At 53.3% G+C, this 13992-nt stretch carries 12 protein-coding genes; 8 read left to right on the top strand and 4 right to left on the bottom strand.

Translation table 11 applies throughout. The annotated features are described in order from the left end of the window. The first annotated feature begins 164 nt into the window (after positions 1–164). From gcvT to PJE062_RS14505, 5 genes are all read left to right on the top strand, one after another. Positions 165–1307, top strand: a complete 1143-nt coding sequence (gcvT, locus tag PJE062_RS14525) for a glycine cleavage system aminomethyltransferase GcvT (protein WP_008550050.1) — start codon at positions 165–167, stop codon at positions 1305–1307. Positions 1308–1376: 69 nt separating this feature from the next. Then, a complete protein-coding gene (gene gcvH, locus PJE062_RS14520) occupies positions 1377–1748 on the top strand; it encodes a glycine cleavage system protein GcvH (RefSeq protein ID WP_008549930.1) in 372 nt (123 codons plus the stop codon). Positions 1749–1915: 167 nt separating this feature from the next. Then, complete coding sequence (gene gcvPA / locus PJE062_RS14515) at positions 1916–3265, top strand: aminomethyl-transferring glycine dehydrogenase subunit GcvPA (RefSeq protein ID WP_008549942.1); 1350 nt, start codon at positions 1916–1918, stop codon at positions 3263–3265. Then, complete coding sequence (gcvPB, locus tag PJE062_RS14510) at positions 3262–4851, top strand: aminomethyl-transferring glycine dehydrogenase subunit GcvPB (protein WP_008550097.1); 1590 nt, start codon at positions 3262–3264, stop codon at positions 4849–4851. The genes gcvPA and gcvPB overlap by 4 nt, the downstream gene beginning before the upstream one ends. A gap of 188 nt (positions 4852–5039) precedes the next feature. After that, the gene (locus PJE062_RS14505; protein ID WP_208982317.1) at positions 5040–6224 is read left to right on the top strand and encodes a DUF563 domain-containing protein; all 1185 of its coding nucleotides are present in this window, start codon (positions 5040–5042) and stop codon (positions 6222–6224) included. Between the two features lie 22 nt (positions 6225–6246). Here PJE062_RS14505 and PJE062_RS14500 read toward each other — a convergent pair whose 3' ends face one another. Further along, positions 6247–7176, bottom strand: coding sequence for an alpha-1,2-fucosyltransferase (locus PJE062_RS14500; protein ID WP_008549962.1), 930 nt, complete (start codon positions 7174–7176; stop codon positions 6247–6249). Between the two features lie 212 nt (positions 7177–7388). Between PJE062_RS14500 and PJE062_RS14495 the strand changes: the two genes are divergently transcribed. Continuing rightward, complete coding sequence (locus tag PJE062_RS14495) at positions 7389–8087, top strand: HAD family phosphatase (RefSeq protein ID WP_008549814.1); 699 nt, start codon at positions 7389–7391, stop codon at positions 8085–8087. A gap of 233 nt (positions 8088–8320) precedes the next feature. Continuing rightward, positions 8321–9592: a tyrosine--tRNA ligase gene (tyrS, locus tag PJE062_RS14490; RefSeq protein WP_008549772.1), complete on the top strand. Its 1272-nt coding sequence runs from the start codon at positions 8321–8323 to the stop codon at positions 9590–9592. Between the two features lie 45 nt (positions 9593–9637). Here the strand turns inward: tyrS and PJE062_RS14485 are convergent, their stop codons facing one another. Continuing rightward, on the bottom strand, positions 9638–10045 hold the full coding sequence (locus PJE062_RS14485; RefSeq protein ID WP_008550058.1) for a cytidine deaminase: 408 nt from the start codon (positions 10043–10045) through the stop codon (positions 9638–9640). Positions 10046–10198: 153 nt separating this feature from the next. On the opposite strand from PJE062_RS14485, the gene PJE062_RS14480 reads away from it, so the two are divergent. Beyond that, positions 10199–11086, top strand: a complete 888-nt coding sequence (locus PJE062_RS14480) for a DUF4261 domain-containing protein (protein WP_008549584.1) — start codon at positions 10199–10201, stop codon at positions 11084–11086. Positions 11087–11221: 135 nt separating this feature from the next. On the opposite strand, the gene PJE062_RS14475 is transcribed toward PJE062_RS14480, so the two are convergent. Together PJE062_RS14475 and PJE062_RS14470 are read right to left on the bottom strand one after the other, a co-directional pair. Beyond that, on the bottom strand, positions 11222–12319 hold the full coding sequence (locus PJE062_RS14475) for a site-specific DNA-methyltransferase (protein ID WP_008549896.1): 1098 nt from the start codon (positions 12317–12319) through the stop codon (positions 11222–11224). Between the two features lie 427 nt (positions 12320–12746). Then, on the bottom strand, positions 12747–13967 hold the full coding sequence (locus PJE062_RS14470) for a glycerophosphodiester phosphodiesterase family protein (RefSeq protein ID WP_008550024.1): 1221 nt from the start codon (positions 13965–13967) through the stop codon (positions 12747–12749). Positions 13968–13992: the final 25 nt, after the last annotated feature.

Below are 13992 nucleotides of genomic sequence, written 5' to 3'. Positions count from 1 at the left end.
TCCGTATGGATCGCACGTTAAGGCTCTCACCGAAGGAGTAATCGCTCTGGTTTTTGTAGCTGCCAGTGCGGGAAATCTCTCAGGTTCTCGAGACAGAGGGGGCGTACTTGATCATTCCACAGGGAATGGTCTTTGACGTGTACGCCACTGTCTGAGGGGACCATATGGCTGAAGCTACAGACCTGCTGAAAACACCGCTTTTCGATCTACACACCGAGCTTGGCGCTAAAATGGTGCCGTTCGCTGGCTATGATATGCCGGTACAATACCCGCTCGGCGTTATGAAAGAACACCTCTTCACCCGTGAAAGCGCAGGCCTTTTTGACGTGTCCCACATGGGACAGGCTTGGCTCGTAGGCCCTGACCACGCAACCACTGCTGCTGCATTGGAAACGCTCGTTCCATCCAACATGAAGGAACTGAAGCCGGGCAAACAGCGCTACACAGTTCTGCTCAACGATAACGGTTGCATCATCGATGACCTCATGGTGTCTCGCCCGCTTGCGGCTGAAGACGACGGACGTCTGATGCTTGTTGTCAACGCAGCATGTAAAGACAACGATTACAAAATCATCGCAGCTGCTCTGCCGGACAACGTGAAACTTGAGATCGTTGAAGACCGTGCACTCATCGCAATTCAGGGCCCGAAAGCCGCTGAAGTGATGGCCCTGCATGCACCGGAAGCTGCTGAGATGGGCTTCATGGAAGCGCGTCCACTTGAGTTCGACGGCATTTCCGTGATTGCGTCCCGTTCCGGTTACACAGGTGAAGACGGTTACGAAATTTCCATTCCTGCTGGCGCGGCTGAAGCTGTCGCAAAAGCACTGCTCGCTGATGAGCGTGTAGAACCAATCGGCCTTGGAGCACGCGACAGTCTGCGCCTTGAAGCTGGCCTTTGCCTCTATGGTCACGACATCGACGAAAATACCACACCTGTTGAAGGCAACATCACCTTCTGCATGCAGAAGCGCCGCAAAGAAGCAGGCGACTTCCCAGGTGGTGAGCGTGTGCTCAAGCAGTTGGCTGAAGGCACCGAAAATCTCCGCGTGGGTCTGCTGCTTGATGGCCGTGCTCCGGCACGTGAAGGCGCAGAAATCCGCGTGCCGGGTTCAGAAGAAGTTATTGGCCGCGTCACATCAGGTGGTTTTGGCCCAACACTCGGCGCGCCGGTGGCGATGGGTTATGTCCCATCCAAACTGGCAGAAATTGGCACAGAAGTTGAGCTTGTGGTCCGTGGCCGCGCACTCAAAGCCAAGGTAGCTGAGATGCCGTTTGTAGCACAGCGCTACTACCGCAAACCAAAATAATTCCGGTGAGGGCAGCGGGCTGCCCCAATCACATTTCAATCGACAAACGACAGTGTAGGGAACGCTTAAATGAGCACATATTTCACAAAAGACCACGAGTGGCTGAAGGTTGAGGGAGACGTAGCAACCGTCGGCATTACTGAGTTCGCACAGAGCCAGCTGGGCGATGTTGTGTTCGTCGAACTTCCAGAGAACGGCAAAACCGTTGCTCAGGATGATGAAGTAGCCGTCGTGGAATCCGTGAAAGCTGCATCCGAAGTATATGCACCGCTGGATGGCGAGATCACAGAAGGCAACGAGCTTCTTGTTGATGAGCCTGCAAAGGTAAACGAAGACCCAGAGGGCGCTGCATGGTTCTTCAAAATGAAGCTCGGGAATGCTGCACAGCTTGAAGCCCTGATGAGCGAAGCTGATTACAAAGCATTTGTAGAAACGCTTTAAGGCAAAGCGTACTCCCGAAAAGCCCGACCGGTTTTCGGAATAAGAATACGCAATAAGCCAAAAGCCGTTCAGCCCCTGCCATGTCGGGCAACCTCATGGCAGGAAATGGCAGAAGCCCTATTTGCTTTTGCTGCAATGTGCATCAGACAATCTGATGGAGAGGGAACATGCGGTATCTTCCGCTTTCAGACAACGACCGCGCCGACATGCTGGCGCGTATCGGTGTAGACTCAATCGATGAGCTATTTGCCGATATTCCAGAGGCCGTTCGCCTTGAAGAACTGACAACCTTGCCACGTCGCAAGACCGAGATGCAGGTAGAGCGTCAGCTCTCTGCAATGGCAAACAAGAATGTCAGTGCCGGATCACTCCCGTTCTTCGTCGGGGCAGGGGCGTACAAACACCACATTCCTGCTACCGTTGATCACCTGATCCAGCGTTCCGAATTTCTGACCAGCTACACCCCGTATCAGCCAGAAATCACACAAGGTACGCTTCAGGCACTCTTTGAGTTCCAGACCCAGGTCGCAAACCTGACCGGAATGGATGTTGCTAACGCATCCATGTATGACGGTTCCACCGGCACCGCAGAAGCTGTGTTGATGGCTCACCGCGTGACCCGCAAGAAAAAAGCGGTTCTCTCCGGCGGTCTGCACCCACAGTACCGTGAAGTGGTTGAAGGCGTTTCCGCCAAGCTTCCGGGCGCATCCGTTGTTGCGCTGCCTGCTGACCCAATGGGCACAGAAGACATTCTGGCTCAGATCGATGATGAAACCTCCTGTGTGGTGGTTCAGTCTCCATCCTTCTACGGTCAGCTGATTGATCTGAAGCCGATTGCAGAAAAAGCACATGCCCACAAAGCGCTGCTGATTGCTGTATTCACTGAAGTTGTCTCCCTTGGCCTTCTGGAAAGCCCAGGTGCTCAAGGTGCAGACATCGTGGTTGGCGAAGGCCAGTCCATCGGTAACCCACTGACATTCGGTGGCCCTTACGTTGGTCTGTTCGCAACCCGTCAGAAGTACATCCGCAACATGCCGGGCCGTGTTTGTGGTGAAACAGTTGATGCGGAAGGCAAGCGCGGTTTCGTGTTGACCCTCTCTACACGTGAGCAGCACATCCGTCGTGACAAAGCGACCTCCAACATCTGCACCAACTCCGGTCTGTGTTCTCTGGCATTCACCATCCACATGACCCTGCTGGGCGGTAAAGGCCTCGCACGTCTTGCACGCATCAACCACATGAGCGCTGTCGCTCTGGCGGATGCTCTGGGCGCGATTGATGGTGTTGAAGTGCTGAACTCCTCATTCTTCAACGAGTTCACCATCCGCACACCAAAGAACGCACACGAAGTGATTGAAGCACTGGCTGCAAAAGGCGTTCTGGGCGGTGTACCTGTCTGCCGTCTGGACAAGTCCGGTGGTGACATCGACAACCTGATCGTTGTTGCAAGCACTGAAGTGAACACCGATGAGGATCGTGCAGCCTATGCGCAAGCTCTGAAGGAGGTGCTGGCATGACTATGAACCATCAGGGACGCCCGACACGCGCAGGTGAAGCCGGCCCTCCAATGCCGCACCAGACCTTTACTGGTAACCGCGCACTGGACATGGAAGAGCCGCTCATCTTTGAAATCGGCCACATGGACAACTGCGGTGTGGATCTGGACGAGCCGATGGACTTCGTTCCACGCCTCGGCAACCACATGCGCAGCGAGCCTGTAGACCTTCCAGCTCTGTCCGAGCCGGAAACCATGCGCCACTATGTACGCATGTCCCGCAACAACTATGCGATTGACTCAGGTCTGTACCCTCTGGGCTCCTGTACCATGAAGCATAACCCGCGCCTCAACGAAAAGATGGCGCGTCTGCCGGGCTTTGCAGACATTCACCCACTGCAGCCTATCTCTACCGTTCCGGGTGCTTTCGAGCTGATCTCTGAACTCGCAGACTGGCTGATGGAACTCACCGGCACCAACGCTGTGGCAATGAGCCCGAAAGCGGGTGCCCATGGTGAGCAGTGCGGTATGATGGCCATTAAGCACGCAATCGCTGCCAAAGGTGAAGAGCGCTCCATCGTTCTGGTTCCGGAAAGTGCCCACGGCACCAACCCGGCAACCGCTGCACTCGTTGGCTACAAGGTTGTATCCATCCCGGCACGCGAAGACGGCACTGTGGCTGTTGAAGCTGTGATCGAAAAAATCGAAGCACACGCAGGTCAGGTGGCAGCTCTCATGCTGACCAACCCGAACACCTGTGGTCTGTTCGAACCGGAAGTGATTGAGATTGCTAACGCAATCCATGAAGCTGGTGGCTACTTCTACTGTGACGGTGCAAACTTCAACGCGATTGTTGGTAAGGCCAAGCCGGGTGACCTCGGCATCGACGCCATGCACATCAACCTGCACAAAACCTTCTCCACGCCACACGGTGGTGGTGGTCCAGGTTCTGGTCCGGTTGTTCTGTCTGATCGTCTGGCACCTTACGCTCCACTTCCATTCATCCGTAAGAATGGTGAGGAACTGGAAGTCGTAGAAACCAACGACCAGCTGAACGAAGGCGAACAGCCATTTGGCCGTATGACCGCGTTCTTCGGTCAGATGGGCATGTATGTACGTGCACTTTCCTACATGCAGTCCCATGGTTCCGATGGCCTGAAACAGGCATCTGAAGATGCAGTGCTGAACGCAAACTACGTGCGCGTTGGCCTGCAGGACCTGATGACCCTGCCATACGGCGTCAAACCTTGCATGCACGAAGTCCTCTTCGACGACAGCTTCCTCAAAGACACCGGCGTTTCCACGCTGGACTTTGCAAAAGCAATGATCGACGAAGGCTATCACCCGATGACCATGTACTTCCCACTGGTCGTAAGTGGTGCAATGCTCATCGAGCCAACCGAAAGCGAAAGCCGCGCGTCTCTGGACCTGTTCGTCGCAACCATGCGCGATCTGGTGATGAGTGCAAAAGCTGGCGAAAAAGACCGCTTCGAAGGTGCTCCATTCCTGGCTCCGCGCCGCCGCCTGGATGAAACCGGCGCTGCGCGTAAACCAATCCTAAAATGGGTGGCTCCAGAACCAACCAAGGTGGAACCAGAACTCGCGTAACAACGCGGTTTCTGTAAAACTTACAGCCCGGCTCTTGCAAAAGACGCCGGGCTTTTTCTTTGCCAGAACTCCAATGGCATCTCCCGGACCACATCCTCAAGAATTGATAGATCAGAATACGTGGATACTGAGCACTCCCCGGTCAGTATACGGTCATGCATGCTCCGCAAAGAATGGGTGAGGTGGGTATGCGTAAAGCACCAAAATGGCGCAGTTGGATGCCAACAAGCAGGCAGCTCAGGTTCAAACTGCAATCAACCCTCGCCAGAACCTTCCCCGCAATCGGCTACCGTTATAACTATTTTCCAGATAACGCCGCGCCGGGGCTGTCTCCGCACCAGCATCTGCTCACCATGGATGAGCGCAGCTCCCGGGATCTACCTCAGCAAGTGCAGGCATTCTTCACGGAACATGGGGCGCTTGAACAGAGTCGCTATCCTTTGCCAATCACACCATCAGGCCACACCCAGCTCAGACTGCATAAACTGGCTGACACGCTAGTCCTTGGCAGCACAGGCGCTACGGTCTTGAAAAGCCAGCACCGCCAGATAGAAGCAGCAGCACCCAACACCATGCGGTTTGCGCGCCTTAAAGATCGGACAATCCAATCTGCGGCGATCAACATGCTCGGCATGGCGACGGGGTATCGCCACTACTACCACTTCCTCTGTGATGTAGCGTTTCCGCTGTTGTTCCTGTTAGAGCATCTGGAACCACGCACATTTCCGCTCAAAATCCTTCAGAGAGAAGACCTGCCGGAGTTCCAGCGAGAGTTTTACGAATTTCTGGCTCAGGATACGCCGCTCCTCACATTGGAGGAGTGCAGAACAAACGAACGCATACACTGCAAAACCCTCTACCATTGCTCACCCGCCATGAACTGTGAGTTCCGGGCACCAGCCAGCGAGCAGGCGGCCTCCATGGTTGCGACGCACTATCTCGCAGCCTACGGGCTCGATATGCACAAGACGCCCACGCAAAAGCTCTACATTGCACGCGATGACGCAAAAACGCGGCGGATACTCAATGAGACAACACTCATCGAGCAACTGGAAGCACGCGGCTTCCAAAGCGTGGTGCCGGGCAAGCTGACACACAGAGAACAGGTAAAGCTTTTCAACAGCGCCAAGATCATCGTGGGTACGCACGGCGCAGGCCTCACAAACCTGCTCTTCACGCAGGCAGGCGGTAAGCTCGTGGAGATCTTTCCAGCAGACTACATCCAAAGTGCATATGCATGGCTCTCGCATGTCAGAGGTTTGGAATATGCCCCCGTGATTGGCGAGATGAGCGGGGCGCATCAGCACTTCACTCTGCCACAAACTGCGATCGGGCAGATCCTGCATGAAGTTGATGCCTTGGAGTTTGCTTAGCGATCTTACAGAGACCTAGACCTCACAACCGCTGCCAATGCGGCGGAACGATCAGGCTGTCATCCAGATTTGGATTTTTGAACCACTTGAGCGGTGCAATTACATGCTTGTCTTCATTGCCATTGAGGAACGCCGCCCACCAGCTGAATGTGCTATTCGCTGTCACGATATGATCGCATGAAGACATAACCATCAGATCTTCATGATCTTTTCCATCCTGCATCGGATCAGCAAAGTAGACGTTTTCTTGCTGAGGAACCACCTCGCGCGCCCGCTCAGGACTGTCTGAAAAAACATAAAACGTCAGCCCTGGCACGCGCTCAGTCAGGAAATCCATCGCGCCTTTGTAGTACCCCGCAGAACACAAACCAAAGTTCTGCAAGTTATGCGCCTGACTGTAATCACCATACCGCACATGCAGCGCAGCTGAGGGTCCGGACTTGATCCGCTGCAACAGCTTCAGGCGCTCCAGAACCATAGGCTTCTTCAGGGTGATCTCGTCGCGCAGCTGTTCCATGATCGAAAATGGAATCTCCCAGGTCTGCCAGTACCCATCCAGATAGGCACTTTGCTTCAGCGCTGGTGTTTCACCGTCTTGCAACAACTCATCCTCACGGATGTAACGCCGCTGATAAAACGGATAGAACTTACGGCACAGCTTAACCGTCTGCCCAAACGATTGCGCAGGCCAGAGGACCGCTGACATCTCGGATTCCGTGGCTGATAAGCCCTGTGTCTTGAACAGGTTAAGGCAATAGGAGCGATTGAAGTACTGGTCGTACTCACTGCGGTCGAAGCGCAGTTTCATCCCTGTTTCAAGCGCGATTTTTCGCCCAAGAGCATACTGAAAAAGCTGATTTCCAATGCCCCCGCGGATACGGACAATCAATGTTGGCTTGAGCTTGCGTCGCCGCGCAGCTCCCGATCTTCGCACCTGAGAAGCAACTGACATACGTCCCCCGCTACACAAATCAGCTTGTTTACCTGTCAGCCTAGCGGAGCTTTGGCAAAGGCTCACTACTAGGTTTTTGGGAGTAAATCTCTGAGGGGCACCCATTTACCGGCTTGGTCTACAGGGATAAGTTGCAATACCAAATCATGTCATCATCAAAACGCCATGCTTGCTGGCAACACTGCGCCCGATATAACCAACTGGATTTGTTTATGAACTACGATTTGCTCATTTGGGATTGTGATGGCTGTCTGATCGACAGCGAATGGATTGGGTGCCAGGTCGAGGCTGAAGGCTTCACCAAAGCTGGATACCCCATCACCACAGAAGACATGATCGCGCGTTTCTGCGGTGTGTCCGCCAACGAAGTTTTCAGTCAGGTGGAAGCTGAGATTGGACGGGATATCCGCAGCCATGAAGCGCTCGTAAATCAGGATGAAGCGCTAAAGGCAGCCTTTGAGAAAGACCTTCAACCAATTGCAGGCATCCACGAAGCATTGCATGAGTTGGACAAACTGTTCCCAAGCATGAAGATGTGCATTGCTTCCGGCAGCTCCATGGAACGACTGGAGTACACGCTCAAACTGACTAATCTTCATGAGCGTTTTGAACACAAATACTTCTCGGCAGATCTGGTCGCAAAGGGCAAACCGGCACCAGATGTGTTCCTCAAAGCAGCCAGTGAGATGGGTGTTGCTCCTGCCAAGTGCCTCGTCATCGAAGACAGTCATCTGGGTCTGAAAGCAGCCAACGCTGCCGGTATGGATGCCCTCGGCTTCACCGGTGCCACTCACGGCACCCAAAATTTGCACAGCCGACTAGACCAACAAAACCCTCTGGCAATCTTCAATGATATGAGAGAGTTAGCAGGTTTGATGCAAAAGCTGATTCTGCTCAAAAACACGGCTTGAGAATGCTTGCTCAGCACAATCTGCCAAAACTTTCTTGACAGCGGCGGTAGGTTGCGGTCATACACTTGGGCATGAGCAAGAACCTGACCATCATTTCTGCAGTTTATTATTATGCGACCGACATATCGGCGGCCGCGTTCCTATAAACTCATGTCAAATTGAGGTCAGAACCAAAAGCCGCCGCGTAGGCGGCTTTCGTGTTTTAGCTCTCCTGCGTGGCGTAGGAGAGAATTATGAAACACACTGTTGTCGATACCACTCGTTGCTTCCGCCCTAAATCCGAAGCTCTTCAGCTGCTGATCGATCGTGGCTTCCTGCATCAATGCACAGACCTTGAAGCGCTGGATGAGAAGCTGCAGGCAGGTCCTATCACCGCATACGCTGGATTTGATGCAACTGCAGACAGCCTGCATGTCGGTCACTTACTGCCGTTGATGGCCATGCGCTGGCTGCAGAAAACCGGCCACAAGCCAATCCTGCTGATTGGCGGCGGTACCACGCGTGTGGGTGATCCAAGCTTCCGCAGTGAAAGCCGTCCGCTGCTCGATGATGCTCAAATCTCCCACAACCTCGCTGGCATCCGCGCGACCGTAGAGCGTCTCTTTGATCTTTCAGAGGGGCAGGGGCAGATCGTCAACAACGCGGAATGGCTGGACGAGTTCCGCTTCCTCGAGTTCCTGCGCGACTTCGGTACCCACTTCACCGTCAACCGCATGATGACGTTCGACAGTGTTCGCTCCCGCCTGGAAGCGCAGCAGCCACTATCGGTCCTCGAGTTCTGCTACATGATGCTGCAAGCGGTTGACTTTGTTGAACTCAACCAGCGCTTCGACTGCACATTGCAGATCGGTGGTTCTGATCAATGGGGCAACATCGTCAACGGCGTGGACCTCGGTCGCCGCTCTGGCAGCCAGCTCTTCGGCTTCACGCTGCCACTGCTGACAACAGCCTCCGGCAGCAAAATGGGTAAGACGGCAGAAGGGGCGGTATGGCTCAACCCGTCCCGCCTTTCTAGTTTCGGTTTCTGGCAATTCTGGCGCAATGTCGATGATGCCGATGTCCCACGTTTCCTGAAGCTCTTCACCGATTTGCCATTGGGTGAGATTGACCGGTTGTCCACCCTCAAAGGTCAGGAATTGAATGAAGCCAAGAAGATACTGGCAACTCAGGTCACTGGCATTGTCCACGGTCTGGCTGCAGCAGAAGCCGCTCTTCAGCAAGGTGAGGCTCTGTTCAACGGTCAGGAAGACCTGACCGAGCCAACCCATGAACTGCCTTTGTCACTCCTAGCCAAACCACTCGGTCTGCTGGACCTGCTGGTTAAAACTGGCTTCGCCACCACCAACAGCGAAGCCCGCCGCCTCATCCGCGGCGGCGGCGTCCGCCTCAACACATCCATAGTTCTGGAGGAAACCCGGATGATCTCTGAGGGAGACCTAAAGCCAGGTGAGAGGCTGACACTTGCTGTCGGCAAGCGCCGTAAGGCATTGGTGGAGTTTGTATAAGTACATTGGGAGCGGTCAGCCCTGAGCTGGCCGCTGTGCCAAGGCCTACAGTTCTTCTCCATTCACCATCGACCAATGATGAGGTTGCAGTTCTCGCAGACTCTTGAAGATCAACTGATTGTCCGTGTTGGAAATGGCAGCGAGAACGTCTCCACCCCAATGGACAAGCCGTTCCTGACAGATCCCACAAGGCGTCAAAACAACAAAGGGGCTATTCTCGTCTTCTCGATAGATGCAAAGAGAATGAGTCACGGCCTCATTCAGCTTATGAGCCTCCAAAATAGCACCAACCTCCATACAGAGAGACAGCCCGTCATTTTTGGTGTCCGGCGCTATACTGGTGAGGATCTTTCCACTGTCAGTCCTGACTGATGCTGCCCCGCCCCAGCCAGTAGGATATCGACGCTCAATCAGCAGCTTGGCTTCATCAAATAATGTTTGCTCAATGGTCATTCTGCCACGCTAAAGCTTCTGCCCCTATCAATCAAATCATGTTCTACAGATCTTGATTAGGTCCTTATGATCTCACCGATTTTGTAGATTGCACTATGATGTCAGGGTGCAACTATTGCTCTGATTTTAAAGATATTTCACTGAGGGGATAGTATGAGCTTATTTCTTACATATTTGGCATTGGCACAGCCAATCGAGCTGACGGCAGCCGAGATGTGCCAGAGCACGGCGAGCACATACCTTGGCCAGCCGCTCCACATTGAGTGCCCCGTAGATGACAGTGATGGAAAAGATGCTAACTTCGTTTATGTAAATGGGCTTCCAGTTGCCATAATGAACATAGGATTCCCGCTGCCTGCTGATGCTTACGAAGAAGCTGTAGCAATTGACAAGCTTTGGCCGGAAGCTGGAGCAATTCTGGCTGAGAGCAAATCACATATCGTTTTATCTGCTCTTGGTTCCCCCAAGGAGCACCAAGAAGTTCTAAGCGCAGCGAAGACAATGACGCTCTTTGCAGCGTATCTGAGCGAAAAGCTACCTGTAACTGCGCAAATCGGCGTTGAGGGTAAAACAGTTATCTCACCGGAGAAGCTTAAAACCTATGCCCAATCACTTGCTCAGGGTGAAGTTCCTTTGTTTGCATGGACTTCGCTAATGTTCTTTAACGGAGGCATGACAAGCGATGGGAAGCAAAAAGCGATAATGGCAACAAATGGTTTTCGTCCATTTATTGGCAGGGAGATTGAAACCTCTGCATCTGCCAATCTGACACCTGACAAAGTTGATTTCGTTTTGAATCTCGGTGTTTACCTCATCAAAAACGGCCCGGTAATTAATCATGGCGATACAGTTGGTGGAACAGTTGAAGAGAAGATCAAGGTTGTTCATAAACCACAGGGATACCGACCGGAAACTCCATCGTTGCACGTCGTGTTACCTGATGCGGATGTGAGTGAGTTGGAAGGTGTTGGTGCCGAGGATCGGTCTGCGCCTCCTCCGTCTCGCAAATCTCTTTGGCCTTTTGGCAAACGCAAGGGGTAAAGCAGCTTTCTGCCAAGTGACAAAAAAAGCCCCCGCCGGTGAGGGCAGGGGCCAAGTCATATGGATATGAAGCAGGATCAATGATGAACCCTGTAAAACAGCCAGACCGTTTGCCTGGCTGAAAGAGCTGCAGCGTTAGCGAGGCATCTGAGAACGAACCACCTGACGCAGAGCGTCCACTGGTTCAAGAGCCTTACCACGCTTGACGTGCCAGAATGTCCAGCCATTACAGGCTTGCTGGCCTTGGACGAGCGCACCCACTTTGTGGATCGATCCTGAATGCTCGCCGCAAATCAAAGAACCATCAGCGCGAACTGTGGCTTTGAAACGTCCCCGGGCATCGGTCAGTTCCGCGCCCGGTGTCAACAATCCGGTTTCCAACAGGTTGCCAAACGGAACTCGTGGAAGAGCACGTTTGCCTTGTGTCATCGCCAGAAAATCGTCGTTGGCTGGTGTCACCCGGTCAATCCGTTCAGAAGCTGCCTTGATATAGGCATCTTCACGCTCGCAGCCCACAAAGTGGCGGCCAAGCTTTTTGGCAACAGCACCGGTGGTGCCGGTTCCAAAGAACGGATCAAGGATCACATCACCCTGATTAGAAGTGGAAAGCAGCACACGGTAGAGCAGGCTTTCCGGCTTCTGTGTTGGATGCACTTTGTCGCCGTTGTCGTCCTTCAAACGCTCATGACCAGTGCAGATAGGCAGCACCCAGTCAGACCGCATCTGAAGGTCGTCGTTAAACGTCTTCATTGCATCGTAGTTAAAGGTCGGCTTGCTCTCCTGTGAAGGGCAGGCCCAGATGAGCGTCTCATGAGCATTCGTAAAACGCTTGCCACGGAAGTTCGGCATCGGGTTTGTTTTCAGCCAAACCACATCATTGTTGATCCAGAACCCAAGGTCCTGCATCACCGCGCCAACACGGAAGATGTTGTGATAGGAACCGATAACCCAGATGGACCCGTTTGGCTTCAGCACGCGGCGAACCGCAGTGAGCCATGCACGAGTGAACTCATCGTAAGCTTTAAAGCTGGAGAACTGATCCCAGTGATCATCGCAGGCATCTACCTTTGAATGATCAGGTCTGTGCAGATCTCCGCCCAGCTGTAGGTTGTAAGGGGGATCGGCAAAAACCACATCCACGCTGTTGTCTGGAAGCTTGTTCAAAGCCTCGACACAGTCACCCTTAATAATCGTATCAAGCCACTCTGGCTTGGTGGAAGTATGGGGTGTCATCAGGGACACCCCTTCTTTACGCTTTACTCTCATTGCGACGCAGCACCTCACGCAATTTCTGAGTGCTATGGTTACCGGATATGGTAAACCACTGGTTAACGGTGGATATCTTTTATTCTTTTAGAATCAACGCTTTATTTACAGATTCGAATATTTGTCTCGAAGTTAACTCCCATTAATATTCGGTCGCGGATTCCCTTGGGGTAGAGGTTTATGAGGAGTTAAAATGGCGAAAATGGAGAGCTAAAATATTTTTTTGAGAGTCAAGCTTTTTTGCTGACTAAAACGAACAAGGTAAACGCACTGCGGGGACAGCGGGCAAATCGGTTAATCAGTATGGCAGAGCTCCCGTAACGGACAGCACAAAAAGAAAGCGCGCCATAATAGACGCGCTTCCCAAATTGCAAATCAGTGTGAGGAGAGGGGCTTACTCAATCCCCATGCAGTTGGCGTAGAAGGTCACAGTTGCTGGCCAGTCAGAGAACACACCGCTCACCTTCACATCCTGCGCCAGCACATCCAGCAGCTCGTAAACGCTGCCTTCGCTGGTGATCGCATCATTGATGCTGCGGTAATACCAGCCACCTTTATTGTGAGAGATGAGGCCGGAGCGCTCCAGAGTCCAGGCGAAGATCTTGATGCCAGCCTCATTGGCAGCCTTCGCATAAGCGGAAGGAACAATCTTCCCATCATCCAGAGTAACAAGCATCCAGAGAGGAGGAGAGATGTAGTTGACGCCCATCTCCTTCAGCTCAGCCATGGATGGCTTGAAGCTGGTTGGATCGGACGTATCAAAGCCCTGCATGCGGAAGCGCCCATCAAGGAACACCGCCTGCTTGCCATACTCTGGCTCATTCTTGATCCAGTAAAGCACATCATCAAGGAAGAAGGACTGAGGGTACACGTCAGAGGCTGGAACACCAGCTGCCTTGTACTCATCAATCAGCTTTTGGGCGTAATCTTCCTGACTAAACCCATCAAATGGCATCTTAACGCTCGGGCGCTTCAGCTCCGGCGTAAACTTGGCACCTTGAGCCTTGAACAGCTCGATGGATTGAGCATGGGTCATCAAAGTCCCGCCAGCACCAGCAGCTGCATAGAGGTCAGTGCGCCAGTCTGCTGTGCCCTTCAGGAAGTCCTCGACTGTTGTGGCGGTTGGATCAGAGGCATCCATCTTGCCCTTCAGGCCTTCAAACTCAGCCAGAGTGATCTCTGAGGTCCTACACTCAGCAGTCGCTTTCTCACCACCCGCAGCCGCCGTGAATGGCGTGACACAGGTGCCTGCCAGATCTGTTGCCAGAATATTTGTGGTGGTTGCCAGATCGTTCTGGGAGTGACGGCAAACCAGCTGCTTGTCTTTGGTAAAGGTAACATCACATTCCTGCACACCAGCGCCCATCACTGCAGCTGCTTGATAGGACTCTAAAGTATGCTCTGGAAACTGCAGCGGCGCACCGCGGTGGCCAATGGAGAAGTTGGAGGTGGTGGCAGGGTTGCCAATACAAGCCCGCAGTTTTTCCTTCAGCGGGCTCTCCTGCATCTGCTCAACGAGAAAAGCAGGGCGAGGGCCCAGCTGTGCAGCCTGCGCGCTTGCAGTAAAACAAGCGCCTGCCATCAGCCCAAGCGTGGCGGTTCGAACAAAGTGCATAAAAAAGATCCCTCCCGATCATTGA

It is taken from the genome of Pseudovibrio sp. JE062 (assembly GCF_000156235.1).
GTDB lineage: Bacteria > Pseudomonadota > Alphaproteobacteria > Rhizobiales > Stappiaceae > Pseudovibrio.
This window is presented reverse-complemented; position numbering and strand designations above follow the sequence as displayed.

Excerpts from the sequence above, each read along its gene's own strand:
- PJE062_RS14480 (WP_008549584.1), top strand. The coding sequence starts at position 10,199 with ATGAGCTTATTTCTTACATATTTGGCATTGGCACAGCCAATCGAGCTG.
- gcvT (WP_008550050.1), top strand. The coding sequence starts at position 165 with ATGGCTGAAGCTACAGACCTGCTGAAAACACCGCTTTTCGATCTACAC.
- tyrS (WP_008549772.1), top strand. The coding sequence starts at position 8,321 with ATGAAACACACTGTTGTCGATACCACTCGTTGCTTCCGCCCTAAATCC.
- gcvPA (WP_008549942.1), top strand. The coding sequence starts at position 1,916 with ATGCGGTATCTTCCGCTTTCAGACAACGACCGCGCCGACATGCTGGCG.
- gcvH (WP_008549930.1), top strand. The coding sequence starts at position 1,377 with ATGAGCACATATTTCACAAAAGACCACGAGTGGCTGAAGGTTGAGGGA.
- PJE062_RS14475 (WP_008549896.1), bottom strand. The coding sequence starts at position 12,319 with ATGACACCCCATACTTCCACCAAGCCAGAGTGGCTTGATACGATTATT.
- PJE062_RS14495 (WP_008549814.1), top strand. The coding sequence starts at position 7,389 with ATGAACTACGATTTGCTCATTTGGGATTGTGATGGCTGTCTGATCGAC.
- PJE062_RS14505 (WP_208982317.1), top strand. The coding sequence starts at position 5,040 with ATGCGTAAAGCACCAAAATGGCGCAGTTGGATGCCAACAAGCAGGCAG.
- gcvPB (WP_008550097.1), top strand. The coding sequence starts at position 3,262 with ATGACTATGAACCATCAGGGACGCCCGACACGCGCAGGTGAAGCCGGC.
- PJE062_RS14485 (WP_008550058.1), bottom strand. The coding sequence starts at position 10,045 with ATGACCATTGAGCAAACATTATTTGATGAAGCCAAGCTGCTGATTGAG.
- PJE062_RS14470 (WP_008550024.1), bottom strand. The coding sequence starts at position 13,967 with ATGCACTTTGTTCGAACCGCCACGCTTGGGCTGATGGCAGGCGCTTGT.
- PJE062_RS14500 (WP_008549962.1), bottom strand. The coding sequence starts at position 7,176 with ATGTCAGTTGCTTCTCAGGTGCGAAGATCGGGAGCTGCGCGGCGACGC.